18 protein-coding genes and 2 pseudogenes are annotated in these 16,821 nt (G+C 61.7%); 9 read left to right on the top strand and 11 right to left on the bottom strand.

Annotated features, from left to right (window positions below; genetic code table 11):
- From NKH12_RS26700 to nhaA, 4 genes are all read left to right on the top strand, one after another.
- Nucleotides 1-298, top strand: a 298-nt coding sequence (locus NKH12_RS26700; protein WP_352955883.1) for an ATP-dependent helicase C-terminal domain-containing protein, incomplete at its 5' end; no start/stop codon positions are given.
- Between the two features lie 32 nt (nucleotides 299-330).
- On the top strand, nucleotides 331-1,656 hold the full coding sequence (locus NKH12_RS26695; RefSeq protein WP_352955887.1) for an ActS/PrrB/RegB family redox-sensitive histidine kinase: 1,326 nt from the start codon (nucleotides 331-333) through the stop codon (nucleotides 1,654-1,656).
- Between the two features lie 64 nt (nucleotides 1,657-1,720).
- Nucleotides 1,721-2,284, top strand: a complete 564-nt coding sequence (locus NKH12_RS26690) for an ActR/PrrA/RegA family redox response regulator transcription factor (protein WP_082982096.1) — start codon at nucleotides 1,721-1,723, stop codon at nucleotides 2,282-2,284.
- 314 nt (nucleotides 2,285-2,598) lie between these two features.
- The gene (gene nhaA / locus NKH12_RS26685; RefSeq protein ID WP_352955886.1) at nucleotides 2,599-3,783 is read left to right on the top strand and encodes a Na+/H+ antiporter NhaA; all 1,185 of its coding nucleotides are present in this window, start codon (nucleotides 2,599-2,601) and stop codon (nucleotides 3,781-3,783) included.
- Here nhaA and NKH12_RS26680 read toward each other — a convergent pair.
- From NKH12_RS26680 to NKH12_RS26670, 3 genes are all read right to left on the bottom strand, one after another.
- Nucleotides 3,780-4,805 (bottom strand): RNA polymerase subunit sigma-70, encoded by a 1,026-nt coding sequence (locus tag NKH12_RS26680; protein WP_352955882.1) that lies wholly within the window; start codon nucleotides 4,803-4,805, stop codon nucleotides 3,780-3,782. The two genes, nhaA and NKH12_RS26680, sit on opposite strands and share 4 nt — an antisense overlap.
- Nucleotides 4,806-4,847: 42 nt before the next feature.
- Nucleotides 4,848-5,594 (bottom strand): SDR family NAD(P)-dependent oxidoreductase, encoded by a 747-nt coding sequence (locus NKH12_RS26675; RefSeq protein WP_352955881.1) that lies wholly within the window; start codon nucleotides 5,592-5,594, stop codon nucleotides 4,848-4,850.
- Nucleotides 5,595-5,779: 185 nt separating this feature from the next.
- Nucleotides 5,780-6,280, bottom strand: a complete 501-nt coding sequence (locus NKH12_RS26670) for an MmcB family DNA repair protein (RefSeq protein WP_352955885.1) — start codon at nucleotides 6,278-6,280, stop codon at nucleotides 5,780-5,782.
- Between the two features lie 332 nt (nucleotides 6,281-6,612).
- On the opposite strand from NKH12_RS26670, the gene NKH12_RS26665 reads away from it, so the two are divergent.
- Both NKH12_RS26665 and NKH12_RS26660 read left to right on the top strand, forming a co-directional pair.
- Nucleotides 6,613-6,801 (top strand): hypothetical protein, encoded by a 189-nt coding sequence (locus NKH12_RS26665; protein WP_352955880.1) that lies wholly within the window; start codon nucleotides 6,613-6,615, stop codon nucleotides 6,799-6,801.
- Nucleotides 6,801-7,448, top strand: coding sequence for a Fic family protein (locus NKH12_RS26660; protein ID WP_352955879.1), 648 nt, complete (start codon nucleotides 6,801-6,803; stop codon nucleotides 7,446-7,448). The genes NKH12_RS26665 and NKH12_RS26660 overlap by 1 nt, the downstream gene beginning before the upstream one ends.
- A gap of 4 nt (nucleotides 7,449-7,452) precedes the next feature.
- Here the strand turns inward: NKH12_RS26660 and NKH12_RS26655 are convergent, their stop codons facing one another.
- The 3 genes from NKH12_RS26655 to NKH12_RS26645 all read right to left on the bottom strand — a co-directional run bounded on the left by NKH12_RS26655 (nucleotide 7,453) and on the right by NKH12_RS26645 (nucleotide 9,935).
- Nucleotides 7,453-7,626 (bottom strand): hypothetical protein, encoded by a 174-nt coding sequence (locus NKH12_RS26655; RefSeq protein WP_352955878.1) that lies wholly within the window; start codon nucleotides 7,624-7,626, stop codon nucleotides 7,453-7,455.
- A 7-nt stretch (nucleotides 7,627-7,633) separates the two neighbouring features.
- Nucleotides 7,634-8,104: a hypothetical protein gene (locus NKH12_RS26650; RefSeq protein WP_352955877.1), complete on the bottom strand. Its 471-nt coding sequence runs from the start codon at nucleotides 8,102-8,104 to the stop codon at nucleotides 7,634-7,636.
- A gap of 889 nt (nucleotides 8,105-8,993) precedes the next feature.
- A complete protein-coding gene (locus NKH12_RS26645; RefSeq protein ID WP_352955876.1) occupies nucleotides 8,994-9,935 on the bottom strand; it encodes an IS1595 family transposase in 942 nt (313 codons plus the stop codon).
- A gap of 143 nt (nucleotides 9,936-10,078) precedes the next feature.
- Between NKH12_RS26645 and NKH12_RS26640 the strand changes: the two genes are divergently transcribed.
- Complete coding sequence (locus tag NKH12_RS26640; RefSeq protein ID WP_352955884.1) at nucleotides 10,079-10,867, top strand: sulfite exporter TauE/SafE family protein; 789 nt, start codon at nucleotides 10,079-10,081, stop codon at nucleotides 10,865-10,867.
- Between the two features lie 152 nt (nucleotides 10,868-11,019).
- Here the strand turns inward: NKH12_RS26640 and cueR are convergent.
- Nucleotides 11,020-11,440 (bottom strand): annotated as a pseudogene (cueR, locus tag NKH12_RS26635) (Cu(I)-responsive transcriptional regulator).
- A 223-nt stretch (nucleotides 11,441-11,663) separates the two neighbouring features.
- Here cueR and NKH12_RS26630 point away from each other — a divergent pair.
- Nucleotides 11,664-12,281, top strand: coding sequence for a L,D-transpeptidase (locus NKH12_RS26630; protein WP_352955875.1), 618 nt, complete (start codon nucleotides 11,664-11,666; stop codon nucleotides 12,279-12,281).
- 99 nt (nucleotides 12,282-12,380) lie between these two features.
- Here the strand turns inward: NKH12_RS26630 and NKH12_RS26625 are convergent, their stop codons facing one another.
- Nucleotides 12,381-12,686 (bottom strand): LexA family protein, encoded by a 306-nt coding sequence (locus NKH12_RS26625; protein ID WP_352955874.1) that lies wholly within the window; start codon nucleotides 12,684-12,686, stop codon nucleotides 12,381-12,383.
- Nucleotides 12,687-12,731: 45 nt separating this feature from the next.
- On the opposite strand from NKH12_RS26625, the pseudogene NKH12_RS26620 reads away from it, so the two are divergent.
- A pseudogene (locus NKH12_RS26620) lies at nucleotides 12,732-13,850 on the top strand (IS630 family transposase); the annotation flags it as partial.
- A 34-nt stretch (nucleotides 13,851-13,884) separates the two neighbouring features.
- Here NKH12_RS26620 and NKH12_RS26615 read toward each other — a convergent pair.
- The 3 genes from NKH12_RS26615 to trpS form a co-directional block, all read right to left on the bottom strand.
- Nucleotides 13,885-14,454, bottom strand: a complete 570-nt coding sequence (locus NKH12_RS26615; protein ID WP_145721860.1) for a NifU family protein — start codon at nucleotides 14,452-14,454, stop codon at nucleotides 13,885-13,887.
- 280 nt (nucleotides 14,455-14,734) lie between these two features.
- A complete protein-coding gene (locus tag NKH12_RS26610) occupies nucleotides 14,735-15,226 on the bottom strand; it encodes a universal stress protein (RefSeq protein WP_023796709.1) in 492 nt (163 codons plus the stop codon).
- Nucleotides 15,227-15,359: 133 nt separating this feature from the next.
- The gene (gene trpS, locus NKH12_RS26605; protein ID WP_352955873.1) at nucleotides 15,360-16,472 is read right to left on the bottom strand and encodes a tryptophan--tRNA ligase; all 1,113 of its coding nucleotides are present in this window, start codon (nucleotides 16,470-16,472) and stop codon (nucleotides 15,360-15,362) included.
- Nucleotides 16,473-16,821 lie beyond the last annotated feature (349 nt).

The following is a 16,821-nucleotide window of genomic DNA, read 5'->3' as shown; positions in this document are numbered from 1 at the left end:
GGGCAGCCGCGTGCCGATCCGCTATGACGGCGAATGGCCGGTGCTGGCGATCCGCGTCCAGGAGTTGTTCGGTCTCGACCGGCATCCCGCGATCGCCAACGGCACCGTGCCGCTGACGCTCGAGCTTTTGTCGCCGGCCCACCGGCCGATCCAGACGACCCGCGACCTGCCCGGCTTCTGGCGCGGCTCCTGGGCCGATGTGCGGGCCGAGATGCGTGGCCGCTACCCCCGGCACGTCTGGCCGGAGAACCCGCTTCTCGCCACCGCCACCAGCCGCGCCAAACCGCGGGGGACCTAGCCTTTATCCTTTTCCGGCTATAATCCTTGGCCATGATAAACATCCTGCGGGCGCCCGACTTCCAGCAAAGCCAGCGGCTGCGCCTAAACACGCTGATCAGGCTGCGCTGGCTTGCCATCGTCGGCCAGAGCCTGGCGGTTATCGTCGTTGCCTATGGGCTGAAATTCCCTCTGCCGGTCAGCCTCTGCTTCGCGCTGATCGCCTGTTCTGCCTGGATGAACCTGTTGCTGACCTTCCGTTATCCGGCGGCGCATCGGCTGACCCCGCTGCCGGCTTTCGCCATCCTGACCATCGACAGCCTGCAGCTTGCCGGCCTGCTCTACCTGACGGGCGGCCTCACCAATCCGTTTTCAGTGCTGGTCACCGTGCCCGTGGTCATCTCGGCGACGTCGCTGCCGCTGCGCCTGACCGCCATCCTCGGCGCGCTGGTGATGGTGGCGGCAAGCCTGCTGGTGTTCTTCCATCTGCCGCTGCCCTGGTACGAGGGCGCGCCGCTGGAGATGCCGTTCATCTATGTCGCCGGCATGTGGATGGCGGTGTTTTCCTCGATCGCCTTCACCGCGATCTATGCCTTCCGCGTGGCCGAGGAAGCCCGGCTGCTCGCCAACGCGCTTGCCGCCACCGAGCTGGTGCTGCAGCGTGAGCAGCATTTATCGGCGCTGGACGGCCTTGCCGCGGCCGCCGCGCATGAGCTCGGCACGCCGCTTGCCACCATCACGCTTGTCGCCAAGGAGATGGAGAAGGCACTCGGCAACGATCCGAAATACGGCGAGGACGTGACGCTGCTGCGCTCGCAGAGCGAGCGTTGCCGCGAAATCCTCAAGCGCCTGACCAGCCTGTCCTCCGAGAGCGAAGCGCATCTCTCCCGCCTGCCGCTGACCTCGCTGGTCGAGGAGGTGACCGCCCCGCACCGCGATTTCGGCATCTCGATCAAGCTTCGGCCCGGCGAGCGCATTGGCCCCGAACCAGTAGGGCAGCGCAATCCCGGCGTCATCTACGGCCTCGGCAATCTGGTCGAGAACGCCGTCGATTTTGCCCGCAAGAGTGTCACCCTGCGCTGGAGCTGGAACGAGGCCGCCGTCACCTTCTCGATCACCGACGACGGCCCGGGTTTCCCTCCCGAAATCATCGACCGCATCGGCGAGCCCTACATGTCGACGCGCCAGGGCACCGAGGCCGGCGGCGGCCTGGGACTGGGGCTTTTCATCGCCAAGACCTTGCTTGAACGCTCGGGCGCCACGCTCGATTTCCGCAATTCAAACGAGCCGGGCGAGGGCGCCGTCGTGCAGATATCATGGCCGCGCAGCGTCTTCCTCAATCCTGAATCGGCTTCGGCCACCATGTTTGACACGGCTTGAATTGGACAATAGCGCTCCAAAACTATATCTGCGTAAAAATCAGGCAGCAGGAATTTAGAAGACGATGAACGGCGACGAAACGATTGGCGCAATGGTTGAAGGCGAGGACACCTCGCTGCTGATCGTCGACGACGACAAGCCGTTCCTCACGCGCCTTGCCCGCGCCATGGAAACCAGGGGTTTCGTGGTCGAGACGGCCGAGAGCGTCGAGGAGGCGGTGGCCAAGGCGCGCGCCAACCCGCCGGCCTATGCCGTGGTCGACATGCGGCTCGCCGACGGCAACGGCCTCGACGTCGTCGCCGCCATCCGCGAGAAGCGCGACGACGCCCGCGCTATCATCCTCACCGGCTATGGCAACATCGCCACCGCAGTGACGGCGGTGAAGCTGGGAGCCATCGACTATCTGTCGAAGCCGGCCGATGCCGACGACATTTTCGCGGCCCTTACCCGCACGGCGGGGGAACGCGCCGCACCGCCCGAAAACCCGATGTCGGCCGACCGCGTGCGCTGGGAGCACATCCAGCGCGTTTACGAAATGTGCGACCGCAACGTCTCCGAGACCGCGCGCCGGCTCAACATGCATCGCCGTACGCTGCAGCGGATCCTGGCCAAGCGCGCGCCGCGCTAAGCCCGGCTTCGTCATCCTTGGGCGCAGCGACGCGAAGCGGAGCGAAGACCCAAGGATCCATGCCTTGATGTCAGCCGCGGAGCGCAACCGAGCAGAATTCTGTACCGTAGCAGCGCTCTGAAGCCCCGGCATGGATCCTGTGGTCTGCGCTGCGTCGCTTCGCTCCTTGCTCCGCCATAGGATGACGAAGTGATGGGCGTTTCGGCTAATCTCCGAGGCGCGCTTTGCCAAGGTGAACAGGCGCCTTGCGTCGTCTGCTACGCTTGCGCATCATCGCCAACAATGCCGATCGGAATCTCGGCGACGGAGGACACATGCGCGAAGAGCGGCCGATCTCCATTTTTCGCGAATTCCTCGACAGCGAGGCGGCGGGCGGCATCATCCTGATGGCAGCCGCGGCACTGGCCCTGATCGTCGCCAATTCGCCGCTGGCCGAAACCTATTTCGACGCCCTTCACGCCGATCTCGGACCGCTCAGCGTATCGCACTGGATCAATGACGGCCTGATGGCCGTGTTCTTCCTGCTGGTCGGCCTTGAGATCAAGCGCGAGATGCTGGACGGCCAGCTCTCGACTTGGCCACGCCGCGTCCTGCCCGGCGTCGCCGCCGCCGGCGGCATGCTGGTGCCGGCACTTGTCTATGTCGCCATCAACCGCAACAATTCAGCCGCTCTGTCGGGTTGGGCGATCCCGACCGCCACCGACATCGCGTTTGCGCTCGGCGTGCTGTCGCTGCTCGGCAGCCGCGTGCCGGGGTCGCTGAAGGTATTCCTCACCGCGCTCGCCATCATCGACGACCTTGGCGCCGTCGTCATCATCGCGGTGTTCTACACAAGCGGCCTGTCGCTCGCCTATCTCGGCACTGCCTTCGCCGTCATTGCTCTGCTGATCGTGCTCAACCGCATGCGTGTGCTGACGCTGCTGCCCTACCTCGTGCTCGGTGTCGTTCTGTGGGTGCTGGTGCTGAAATCGGGCGTCCACGCCACGCTGGCCGGCGTGGCGCTTGCCCTGACGATACCTTTGAAAGTCTCCCCGGGCATCGGGCATGATCTCGACAATTCGCCGCTGCATCGGCTCGAGCACGGCCTGCACAGAATAGTGCCCTTCGTCGTCATCCCGATCTTCGGCTTCGCCAATGCCGGCGTTTCGCTGGCCGGCCTGAGCGCAGGCACCCTGGTCGAGCCGCTGACGCTGGGCGTCGCCGCCGGCCTCGTCGCCGGCAAGCTGGTCGGCGTGTTCGGCTCTTCCGCGCTTGCCATCCGGCTCGGCTTCGCCGATCTGCCGGTCAATGCCGGCTGGCTGCACATGGTCGGCATTTCGCTGCTCTGCGGCATCGGCTTCACCATGAGCCTGTTCATCGGCCTGCTCGCCTTCGCCAGCAATGTCGAGCTGCAGGACGCGGTCAAGGTCGGCATCCTTGGCGGCTCCTTCATCGCCGCGATCCTCGGCGCCGCCGTACTGCTGGTCGGGCCGGCTGCGAATGGGGCGGACGAGGACTAGACCGGCGGCAGGCCGAAGGCTGCAAACAGTTCGGGCCCGAGCGGCGGCACATAGATCGTCAGGGAAACGATTTTGCCGTCGGCGGGCTCAATGACATGCAGCGAGTGGGGTCGCCATACACGGTCACGATGGTCCAGTGCATAGACCCCGACAGCTGGCTGGCCATTGGCACGGGTGGCCACCGTGCGATAGCCGGCAAAATTGCCCCACACGGTCTCGATGAAATCGCGGATCGTCGCCTTGCGCCCTTGGTACCATTCCCGCCATGGCGGCATGTGGTAAGTGGCGTCCTCCCTCAAGAGTTCGATGAAGCCGTCGAGGTTGGCGGTCTGCCAGGCACGCATGTAGCGTTCGAGCAGCAGGCCCTCCTCCGGACTGGACCGTGACCGCTGCACGGGGCGTCCCTGAGGGTATCGCTCGCCAAGCGTCGCGCGGGCCCGCTGGAAGGCGCTGTTGATCGAAGCGGCCGATCCACCCAGCAATTGCGCCGTCTCGACCGCAGACCACCCCAGCACGTCGCAAAGCAACAGGGCGGCCCGCTGCCTGGGCGGCAGAAGCTGGATCGCCGCGACGAACGCAAGTTGCACCGCTTCACGGGTCCCGTAGCGCGCCTCCGGGCCCGGCTCGCCGTCAACGAGGTCCGGAAGCTCGGCGTCCGGATAGGGCTCCAGCCAGGTGAGCTCGGCAGGCCCGCCGACGGCCCGCCCGTTGGAGGGCGGCCGTTCGGGTTGCTGGAGAATGCGATGCGCCGTCGACCTCGCCTTGATGGCGTTGAGGCAGCTATTGGTGGCGATCGTGTAGAGCCAGCCGCGAACCGAGCCTCGTCCGTCGAACTGCGACCGTGCGCGCCACGCCCGCAGGAAAGTGTCCTGCACGAGGTCGTCCGCCTCGTGCGACGAGCCCATCATCCGGTAGCAGTGGAGCTTGATCTCGCGGCGATGAGCCATTGTCAAGCGCTCGAAGGCCAGCCGATCGAGGACCGGCCGGCCCAATGGCTCAACAGGGCCAGGAGCGTCTGTCATAGGAAGCCCGCGGTGCTGAAGTCGGCTGGCATCCTGCGCGCCTCATGCCGCCGCCGCAAGTCCGCTGCCGCTCACCACGAAGGAGCAGCCTTGCGCCTGGCCGGTGGCGAGCGCGACTACAGCCTGTGCGACATCGGCCGGCGTCTGCATGTCGGTCATGCTCGCCAGGAAGTCCTTCGGGCTAATGCCCATATAGGCCGAAATGCCGTCGATGCCGCGATCGCCGACGCCGGTGCCCGGCATGATGCGCGCCGGCGAAAGCGCCATGAAACGCAGGCCGAAACCAAGTCGGTCCGATTCCTTCTGGCTATGACCGGCGAGGAACAGTTGCATGCGTTTTGCGCCGGCATAGCCGCCAGAGTTCGGCGGCCCGCCGCTGAATGCCGCGCCGCTGGAGATCAGAACCACCCGGCTCCCCGGCTTGAGCCGACCCTGGAGTGCCGCCTTGCAGAACAGGAACGATGCCTTGACGTCCATTTCCCAGTTTGCCGAGAAGTCCTCCCAGCTCTGTTCCTGGACGGGCGCGGACGGAGCGAGGGCGCCGGCGCAGATCACCAGGACGTCTGGTTCAAGCGCGGCGAAAACCGCATCGGGTGCGGTCTCATTGGTGGCGTCGACCGCAAGCGTCTTCACGCCGGATGTCTCCCAGGAGAGCTCTTTCAGGGCGGCTGTGCCACGAGCAACTGCAAGCACTGTTGCCCCTTCGCCAAGCGCGGCTTCCACGATCGAGCGGCCGACACCCCGGCTGCCTCCAATGACGACGACATTCTGACCTTGTAACGATCCCATGGATCACCTCTCTTTCCGCCACCGGACCATTCCAGCGCCTATTGATCAGGACAGCGCAGACAGGCGGAAATCATCGGTGCAAGATCAAAAATCGTCTCGAGGGGATCGGCAGGCCCGCAGAAGGCATGGTCCGATGCCAACGCTAGGTGGCGAGGTGCGAGGCTTGTCGCCGACGCGGCGCACTCCTATTCGCTTTCACCGTCCAGCGCTGGCACCGCCACACCGGCGAGTTCCGCCGCGAGCAGCCGCGATGCACCGGCCCGTGCGATCCTCAGCATCAGCGCCTTGCGTGTCGCCGCCGCCATGCGGTGCTCGGGCGCGTCGCGCAGGATTTCGGCGCCGTAGCCGTCGGAAAGGATAAAACCGCATTCCTGCGGAAAGATCTCCGAGGGCACGCCTGGATGCGTGGCGAAGAAGAATCGGTCGGAATGCAGCCGGTAGTCCGGCCATTTGCGGTCGACCCTGAAATCCTCGATCGAGGATTTGACCTCGATGATCCAGATATCGCCCCGGCGGGTCAGCGCAACGAGGTCGGCGCGGCGCCCGGTCGCCAGCGACAGCTCGGGCAGCACATGCGCGCCCATTTCCTTGAGCAGCCGCTGCACGCCGCGCCTGACCAGCATCGCGCGCTCCGACTGGCGGCCGTCGATAAGTGGGTTGAGAGGGACAGGCGACATGATTGGCATGGCGGCACCATGCCAGATTTTGTTCACGGTTTGAACACGTTTCTTGATGGCGATTATATGGTTGACAAACCCAAACTTTGTAATCGATTATAAGGATGACAGGCCGGCAATTGGACTCATGACGTGGGAAGGCATACATTTGTGCCTGAGAGGGCCTAGCAATGGCTACATACTCGCACAAGGTTGATAGTCCAGCCTCCCAACGAGAGCCGATGACAGCTTCTGTCAGTTGGGCGAACAAGATGGGAACTTGCGACCTCTTTACCGGTTGATAAGCGTGCCCGCCTATGGTCTGAGTACGCAGATTCGCTACGAAACTCGGGAGATCACAAATGACCGCTGCGCTTGAAGCTTTGGTTGCAAAAGCTCAGAAGATTCAGATGACTGAGGGTCAGATGCGTGAGCAGAGGCTGAGCTTTGTCTATGGGAATACCCATATTGAGAACGACATGATCACTCGCGAAATGGTAGCAGCCGCCGACGAGAAAATTACGCGAGAGGAAGCGGCCAAAGCCCGTTAATGAGCGAGGATCGACACAGCCAAGCCGACCCTGTTGAACTCATAACTGACCCCGTCGAAAAAGCCCAACGCGAGGCTGAGAACGGTGTCAGGCAGTTCAAAGAGGCACTGGAGATAGTCCGGGCATCTATACAGGGCGCCGGGGGTAAATTTCGACTTACTCAGTCAATAATTTTGCGACTCCATCAAAAGGCGCTGGAGGGAATTCACCCTCTGGCCGGCACATATAGAAATTCGCCTGTTTATATAGGTAAGAGCAATCACAATCCGCCAGCGCATACGGAGGTGCCCGATCTGGTCGCCGAAATGTGCGGATACGTGAACGAAAATTGGCATATGTCTGCAATCCACTTGGCGGCTTACCTGCTCTGGCGGATGAACTGGATACACCCATTCGCAGACGGCAACGGCCGGACGGCACGCGTCGTCTCTTATGTTGTGCTGAGTGTAAAGCTCGACAGTCTTCTGCCTGGCGCGCCTACAATCCCAGATCTGATCGCGGCAGACAAAAGCCCATATTATAAGGCTCTTGAGGGTGCCGACGATTCGTGGAAGCGAGGCATTATCGCCGTTGCAGACATGGAAGCGATGCTTGAGAATATGCTGGCGATGCAGCTTCTTAAGGCGACCCAAGAAGCCGCGCTATAAGCGATTATCCCCTATCGGTTTCGCGCTTCCGGCGCACCAATTCCTTTATCTGTTCGTTGGTGAGTTTCGGCGCGTGGGCGATCTTGTGCACCACGGCTTCGAAGGCGGCGTCGGACTGATCTGTTTTCAGTTCGCGCGCGGCTTCCTCGAATTTCTCTTTTTGGGTCTTTTCTTTCATGGCCGTCCTATTGCGGCTTTGGGGCCAGCCGTTTCCGCTGCCGCTTAACGTAATCCTCTAGTGCCTCCAAAAGATAGTCATCGACCTCGCCTGTGGCGACCAGTCGAAGAGACTGACCGGGCGATCCCTCCTCTGTAAACACCACGCGTTCATTCGGCGCCACCGCCACGGTTTGAACGGCGGATTGGCGCGCGGCAGGTTGCACTCCGGCACTCATATATTCGGTCATGTCAGCGTCTCCATTTGCGTCACCGTTCGATTCTACGGTGTTTTCCAAGGGGCTGTCATAACTTTCGTATGCGTTCTCTTGCCTGAGAAATGCGCTTGTTTCGGTGTACGCCTTTATCACTGGATCAATCGCACGGTTTTGAAATTCCTCTCGGATCAGAAAGCTGCGGAGCGTTGTGTCCGAGACGTGCCCATCGGGGAAACGGTTCCTTAGAACGGTGAACAACTGCGGCTTGAACGCCGCGGTCAAGAGCGCACTCCCGCGATTCGATTCGGGGCTTGGGTGCAAGATGTCCAAGGCCAACTGAGAGATTCGGACCTCTCCCTTACCGACCTTTTCCAGCAGACCATAGTGAGTTAGTGTAGCAATAGACTTATCTGCTGCTCCGCTACTGCCGCTGTATCCAATTGCGATTGCAACAGAATTCCTATCCATAGGGTTGCGCCTATTTGTCGAGAAAACTTTCTCTGCTTGCTTCAAAGCGGCTGGTAGGGAGAAGTTAGGGTAACCGGGACTCCGCAAACGTGACATTTTTGGCTCCTTTTGTGCTCGAGCCGCCTTATACACTCTTGCATTGGATGAAGCAATCCGAGGCTACGGGCATCGAAGCAACGGAGCAACCATCTTGACGCGCAATTTCGACAGGGCCATAAACGAGGGGCGGGATTCGCCGCCAACATGATTCTGAAAGGATCGGGAATGATAAGACCTGCTTAGCCCCTCGCGTTCTGGCCATTGGCATCAGAGGGGAGACTAAGAGAAAGCCGCCAATCCCGGTTGCACGGGACGGCGGCTCTAGATGACCAAGCAATCGAGAAAGAGGCGGTAGCCCCTGCGACGCTAGGAACACTCCACCCCTAGATTCGCATCTCTGCCGCCCCTTTTCAAGGCCCCTCGCCTGAAAGAGGTGACGTAATGGTTTGGGTATGCCCCTACCAGCGCTTCCGCTTTGGCCGCACCGAATTCGTTTGCGGCCATTATCGCAGCCGATAAGACCGGCGCCAGCGGCGTAGCCGCCTAGCCGTCCGTTCAACCAAACTCGCCGGGGATTTAGGTCCCCGGCTTTTTCTTTCGCCTTGTGTATCGCCAGTAAGGAAATTCGAGTTGAACCGGCTTTCGGAAGTGCGTTCGCTTTTCGTCAAGCAGGTCTATGATAGGTGAGGCGCTTACCAGCAGCACCCTTCAACGCGATGAAAGCGCGGGTGCCGTCATCAACGCCCAAGGCAATGCGGTTGCTGTAGCGGAAGTCGAATTCGGCGAGGTAGCGGTGCAGGTGATGCTCTGCACAGTGCTGATAGACGCCCTTCATGCCGCGCTTGAAGATCGAATAATAGCCTTCGACGGTGTTGGTATGGATGGTGCCGCGAACGTATTCGTCCTTGGAATGAGTGACGAAATCGTGCGAGGCGAATTCCTGGCCCACGCGGCGATAGATACCGGCCTCATCAGTCATCAACGCGCTTTCCTTGGCGATGTTGGCGCGGACGATTGGCATGACAGTGCCAATACGGGCGGTATCGACATGGAAGGAGCGAGCGCGACCGCCGCGCTCGACAAGCGTAACGACAGTGTTCTTGTGAGCGCCGCCACCACGCTTGACCGTGGTGCCCTTGAGGCGTCCGGTGTACGTCTCGTCTACTTCGACGGTCTTGCCGTTGCCGCCAAGTGGGGAGAGATCGCCAGACGCCATTACAAGGCGAATGCGGTGGCACAGGAACCAAGCGGCTTCATAAGTGCATTCGAGTATGCGGTGCATCTGGTGAGCGCTGACGCCCTTCTTAGAGGCGCACATAAGGTGGATAGCCTGTAGCCACTTGGTGAGCGGCAAATGGCTTTCTTCGAAGATCGAACCCATGCGGACGGTGAACTGCGAACGGCAAGCGCCGCACTTGTAAAGACCATGACGCTCGACGCCGTTCGGGTTCTTCTTGGAAGGCTTGGTGCGGACGCCCTTCAATTTGTAGTGCTTGTCCACGGAACCGCACTTTGGACAGACCGGGCCATTCGGCCACAAGATCGCCTCGACATGCTCGAAAGCCTTGGCTTCGTCGTGGAATTCGGGGCGGGACAGAACGGACATGGCGATAACTCCTTGGAATCGTTATCGCCTATCGGTTTGGGTTTGTCAACCGGATAATCGCCTTCTTGATGGCGATTACCTGCCTGACACACCAACCTGGAAAACGGCTGGCATTCCGAGTCTCGCCACGGCATATCGGTCCCATGATCGAGCGTCGTGGCCTTGGTGCATTTGCAGTTGGAACTGGTGTTGGTTCGCTTGGCGGCTTGATCGGCCTTGGCGGTGCAGAGTTTCGTCTGCCGATCCTGATCGGTCTGTTTCGATTTGCCGCCCTTGAGGCCGTGATCTTGAACAAGGCCGCCAGCTTGGTTGTCGTCGCTACGGCGCTGCCATTCCGGGCCACCGCGGTGCCGCTAGCCTCGGTAGCCGCACAATGGCCGGTCATACTCAATCTCTTGGCTGGGAGCCTTCTAGGCGCCTGGTTTGGGGCAGGATGGGCAACGCGCCTCACCTCCGCAACGCTTTACAAGGTGATAGCCGCGCTGCTGATCCTTGTCGCGATTGTCCTGGTTTTCGGCCATGAACCTGGTGCTGCAGGATTGCAATTGGTCACCGGAGCCGCGTTGATCGTTGCTGGGATCATTGCAGGGTTTGCCATCGGCGTCGTGGCATCCCTGCTGGGCGTGGCTGGCGGTGAACTGCTCATCCCGACACTTGTCCTTCTGTTCGGTGCCGACATCAAGCTGGCGGGCTCTCTGTCGCTGGCGGTAAGCCTGCCGACGATGCTGGTCGGCTTCATGCGCTACAGCCGCGACCAAAGCTTTTCGGTCATCGGCAGGAACAAGGCGTTCTTGCTGGCCATGGCTGCAGGTTCGATTGTCGGGACATATATCGGTGGGCAGTTGCTTGGAGTGGTCCCCGAGCAAATCCTGCTCCCGCTGCTGGCGGCAATTCTGGTGATCTCAGCCTACAAGATTTGGCGGCACGAATAGCACCACCGGAGCTGGCGCTTGGGTCTCTTCGCGCTGACGGCACACAGGCTCATTGATCCGCCGCGATTATCCCTTTGAAGGGGTCAGGCCTCCCATCCGCGTCCGCCATCTCGATCGCAACCGGCACGCCTTGGCGCATCGCCGCGCAACCTTCACACCTGTGCGGACACGACTTTATCATCTGGCAGCGCCGCCCCCGCAATATCCTCCAGGATCGGGCAGCCCGGCCGGTCGTCGCCGTGGCAGGAATTGATCAGCTTCTGCAAGGTCGAGCGCATCGACTGCAGTTCGCGCACCTTCTCCTCGATTGCCGTTACATGCGCGGCGGCGATCTCGCGCACGTCATGGCTGGCGCGGCTGCGGTCCTGATAGAGCGCCATCAGCTGGCGGCAGTCGTCGATCGAAAAGCCGAGATTGCGCGCGCGGCGCAAAAACGTCAGCCGGTGGATGTCGTCGCCCGAATAGTTGCGGTAGCCGTTGCCGGCGCGCCGGACGGATCAGGCCGATCTCCTCATAGTAGCGGATGGTCTTGGCCGGCACGCCGGAACGCTGGGCGGCGTCTCCGACATTCATGACAGTTCCTCGACTTCCGGCCGCTTGGCGGGCGCCCATTGAATTCATTACATAATCTTCAGATAGCCGTTGCCGAAAAGCCACAGTTGCGGTCTTACCGGCATGTAAGCCCCTGCATATAGGCATCGCCCGCTTGGCAAGCAAAGCAAATGCCAGCATGAATGATGGTGACAAAGCGGCCGTAACGAGCCGCTCTATTTCGGGCGGGGCATCGGACCTTTTCATGCGCATGAAGTCATTCGCAATCGTCGCGGCACTTGCGCTGTCGACGGCTATTGCTGGTTGCAGCACCATCGGCTCGCAGATCTTCACCAACAACTATGGCCCGATGACCGATGCGGGCTATCAACTGCCGCGCATTCCGATCGAAAAGGTGCCGTTCAAGTATCGCCGGCAGGTCGTTAGCTATGACACCAATGAGAAGCCGGGCACCATCGTCGTCGATACGCAGAACAAGTTTCTCTATTACGTCATGGGCGGCGGCGAGGCGATGCGTTACGGGATCGGCGTCGGCCGCGAGGGTTTTGAATGGCGTGGCACCGCACGTATCGCGGTGAAGCGCGAATGGCCGACCTGGACGCCGCCTTCGGCGATGATCAAGCGCCAGCCGGAACTCGCCAAATTTGCCGGCGGCATGGATCCCGGATTGACCAACCCACTTGGCGCACGCGCCCTGTATCTGTTCAACAAGGGCGGCGATTCGGGCTACCGGCTGCATGGCAGCCCGGAGTGGAACTCGATCGGCAAGGCGATGTCGTCGGGCTGCATCCGGCTGATGAATCAAGATATTATCGACCTTTACGACCGCACCTCGGTCGGCGCCAAGGTTATCGTTCTCTAGAGCTCATACGCGGACCGTCTAGGCAACAACTGACGTCCCAAAACAGAAAACCGGGCAATTCGGCCCGGTTTTTTGTTTTGGCTCGTGCGCGAATTGTTCCTAGTACCTCTGCACAGAGGATATGACGGGTTGGATGGATTGCAGCGGCGGTAGGCTGTTGTGGTCGATGAGCAGTTCGATGCTTCGTGCAACACCAGGCTGCCTGCGGATAAGGCCTAAGCGCTCAAGGGTCAGCACCATCTGGTGGACTGAAGGCGGGGTGACGCCGAAATAGCGCTGCATGTCGCGTTCGGCCGGCGGCTGGCGGTTGACCTGCATATAAGCCCAGATGAAGGCGAGATACTGACCCTGTTTGTCGGTGAATTGGGGGGCGTCCGGCGGATGCCCGTCAAGTATTTGATTCATTTGTCGATTCATCCGGAACCTTGGCAATCGAAGGAGGCCTTCCGGATGAATGTACGCTATCGCGTCGATCTCGACCAACCCGAGCGTGATGAACTCACAGCGATGCTGGCAGGCGGCAGGCATCCGGCGCGCAAGCTCAAGCGGGCGCAAATCCTGCTCGCCGCCGATGCCGGCCTGGGTGATGAGGCCATTGCTGCGACAGTGGTGGTCGGCGGCTCCACCGTCTATCGCACCAAGCGCCGTTTTGTGGACATCGGTCTGGAGGCGGCGCTCAGCGAAGAGCCGCGCCCCGGCGCGGAGCGCAAGCTGACGGGCAGGGAGGAAGCCCTGCTGGTCGCCACGGCCTGCTCGAACCCGCCACCGGGCCGAGCCCGCTGGACGCTGGAGCTGCTGGCCGATGAGTTCGTCAAGTTGACCGAGCACGAACAGCTGTCGCGCGAGACGGTGCGCCGTCGCCTGGCCGAGAACGATCTCAAGCCTTGGCGCAAGGACATGTGGTGCATTCCCAAGGTCGACGCGGAGTATGTTGCGCGCATGGAGGATGTGCTCGATCTCTACACCGAAGCCTCCGATCCGCAGCGGCCGGTGGTGTGCTTCGACGAAAGCCCGACCCAGCTCATCGGCGAGGTGCGCCAGCCGATCCCGCCCGCGCCGGGCCGGCTGGAGCGCTACGACTGCGAATACAAGCGCAACGGCACCGCCAACCTGTTCGTCTTCCTCGATGCACACCGATCCTGGCGCAAGGTGAAGGTCACCGATCGGCGCGCGGCAGACGACTTTGCCCACTGCATGCGCGATCTCGCCGATCTCCATTACCCGCAGGCCGAGCGCATCCGCGTCGTCCTCGACAATCTGTCGACCCACACGCCCGCCGCGCTCTACCAGAGCCTGCCGGCGTCAGAGGCGCGACGTATCCTCCGACGGTTGGAGTTCCATTACACGCCCAAGCACGCCAGTTGGCTCAACATGGTCGAGATCGAAATCGGTGTGCTGCGCAGCCAGTGCCTCGACCGCCGTATCGAAAGCCGCGCATGCCTCGTCGCCGAGGTCGCCGCTTGGGAACACCAGCGAAACGCCAGTGGCGCCCGCAATTGGATGTTCTCGACCGAGCAGGCCCGTCTCGAAATGGCCAAAACCTATCCAAAGCCAACCGCCAAAGAGTCAGAATCTCTGTGCAGGGGTACTAGACGTTTGTCTCTCAAGAGACCTGTTCGACCTGCTGCACCTCGGGCACAAAATGCCGGAGCAGGTTCTGGATGCCGTGCTTCAGCGTCGCCGTCGACGACGGGCAGCCGGCGCAGGCGCCCTTCATGTGCAGGAACACGGTGCCGTTCTCGAAACCGCGGAAGGTGATGTCGCCACCGTCCTGGGCGACCGCCGGGCGCACCCGCGTGTCGAGCAGCTCCTTGATGGTGATGACCAGTTCCTCGTCGGCCTTGTCGTAGAATTCGCCGGTCTGGCTGGTCTCGGCGGCGGGGCCGGCCTTGGCCATCACCGGCGCGCCGGACATGAAGTGTTCCATGATGGCGCCGAGGATCGCCGGCTTCAGATGCTGCCAGTCGGGGCCGTCCTTGGTCACGGTGACGAAATCATAGCCGAAGAACACGCCGGTCACGCCGGGGATCTCGAACAGCCTGCCGGCCAGCGGCGAAGCCGCGGCAGCGCTATCGGCATCGCGGAAATCGGCGGTGCCTTCGACAAGCACTTCCTTGCCGGGCAGGAACTTCAATGTCGCCGGATTTGGCGTCGATTCGGTCTGGATGAACATGGATGTCTCCGTGCCCCTTCGGGCAGATAGTTTGGAATAATTCTAAATAAGCCTTATCGGCAGGACATTCAAGCGAAAGGCATCGCCGGAAATGGCTGGCTGGGAGAAAGTTTTTGCGGTCTTCTGCAACATACTTTGAGGTGTGTTGAGATTCAGGTCAGGCCGCGCCGAGAATGGTGGATTCCGAGAACCGGAGCGGAGCGTACTTTTGGGTACGTGAGCACCGGAAGCGCAGGAAACCGCCGTTCGCAGGCCGGCCTCACCTGAATATCAACTTACCTTAGGCCAGGCTGTCGATTTCTTCGTCCGACAGGTTCTGCGGCACCACCGTCACCGGGATTGGGAAGGCGGCGCCCTTGCCGGCGACCGCGCCGACCAGCGGACCCGGCCCCTCCTTGCCGGCTCCGGCCGCCAGCACGAGGATGGCGATATCCTGGTCTTCCTCGATCAGTTTGTGGATCTCTTCCGTCGGCTTGCCTTCCCGCACCACCAGTTCCGGCTCGATGCCGAGCTTTTGGCGCACCTTATTGGCATAGCTGTCGAGTGCGGCGCGCGCGGTGGCGGTGGCCTCCTCGCGCATGATCTTCTCGACGCCCAGCCAATGCTGGAAATCGTCTGGCTCGATCACATAGAGCAGCACCAGCACGCCGCTGGTGCTCTGCGCGCGCTTCGAGGCGTAGACGACGGCCCGTTCGCATTCGGGGGTGTCGTCGATGATCGCCAAAAACTTGCGGCGGTGGCCGGCTTCGCGGCTGAGGCGTTTGGAGACCATTTTCTACCTTCGATGGTTTCGGTCGCAATCTGCCACCGCCACAGCCCGGCCGCAAGCGACCGGCGGATGTAGCGATGTCGGGTGCGTCAGTGCGTCTTGTGCGCGTCCAAATGGACGCGCGGCGCTGTAAGGTTCAGCTTTGCAGCAGGCCGATGATGTCGCGAACGGTCTTCATCGTCGCCTCGGCCAAGGCGCCAGCGCGTTCGCCGCCATCGCTGAGCACCGCGTCGACATAGGCGCGGTCGTCGGAAATGCGGCGCATTTCGCCGGCGACCGGCGCCAGCTTTTCCACGGCAAGGTCGGCCAGCGCCGGCTTGAACACCGAAAACTGTTGGCCGCCGAACTCCTTCAGCACCGCCTCCTTCGATATCTCGGCGAGACCCGCATAGATGCCGACGAGGTTTTCGGCTTCCGGCCGGCCGGCCAGGCCGTCCAATTCCCCAGGCAGCGCCTCCGGGTCGGTCTTGGCCTTGCGGATCTTCTTCGAGATGCTGTCGGCATCGTCGGTCAGATTGATGCGCGACAGGTCCGACGGGTCCGACTTCGACATTTTCTTCGAGCCGTCGCGCAACGACATGATGCGCGCCGCCGGTCCGCCGATGATCGGTTCGGTCAGCGGGAAATAGCCGTTCACCGTCTCCTCGCCGACCTTCATCTCGACGCCGACGCCAAGGCCGGCGATACGGTCCGAAAAGTCGTTGTTGAATTTTTGCGCGATGTCGCGGGTCAGCTCCAGATGCTGCTTCTGATCATCGCCGACCGGCACATGGGTGGCGCGGTAGACGAGGATGTCGGCCGCCATCAGGCTCGGATAGGCAAGCAGCCCAAGCGAGGCGTTCTCGCGATCCTTGCCGGCCTTGTCCTTGAACTGAGTCATCCGGTTCATCCAGCCGATGCGGGCCACGCAGTTGAAAATCCAGGCGAGCTCGGCGTGCTGCATGACCCGCGACTGGTTGAAGACGACGTGCTTCTTCGGGTCGATGCCGGAGGCGAGAAACGCCGCGGTGATCGAACGCGTTTGATCCTTGAGATCGTCATGGACAAGCTGCGCGGTCAGCGAATGCAGATCGACGACGCAATAGATGCAATCGGAGGTGTCCTGCAGGGCGACGAATTTCTTGATGGCGCCGAGATAGTTGCCGAGATGCAGATTGCCGGTCGGCTGGACGCCGGAAAAGACGAGTGGCTTGAAGGCGGGCTGCTTGAAGGCAGGCTGATTGAAGGCGGGCTGATTGCGGTCAGTCATGGTGTTTCCCTGGCTTGTGGAGGGCCGTTTCGCGCGCGGCGAAAGTCTTTCGACGGCGCGCTTATGGACGAGAGCGGGGAGCGGATCAAGAGGCAGGAGATCGCGCAGAGCCCATTGCTTTGAGCTGAATGCTTGTCCGATGTTGTCGGGCGTCGCGCCTGTTGCGCCTGTATCTTGACCTGACAGGTTGGCGCCGCCCCTCATTGTCCTGCCGGACATTTCTCCCCGTATAGAGACGGGGAGAAAGACGCCGTTGTCCGAACCGGATAGATAGGTAACAGAATGGACCGATTGCATGGGTGACAGTTTTCTTGTCCGCCGGGAGGACCGGCGATGGTTTGGCGAGAGA

It is taken from the genome of Mesorhizobium sp. M1322, from assembly GCF_040318085.1.
Lineage (GTDB): Bacteria > Pseudomonadota > Alphaproteobacteria > Rhizobiales > Rhizobiaceae > Mesorhizobium.
The sequence above is the reverse complement of the archived record's forward strand: the minus strand, read 5'-3'. Positions and strand labels throughout refer to the sequence as shown.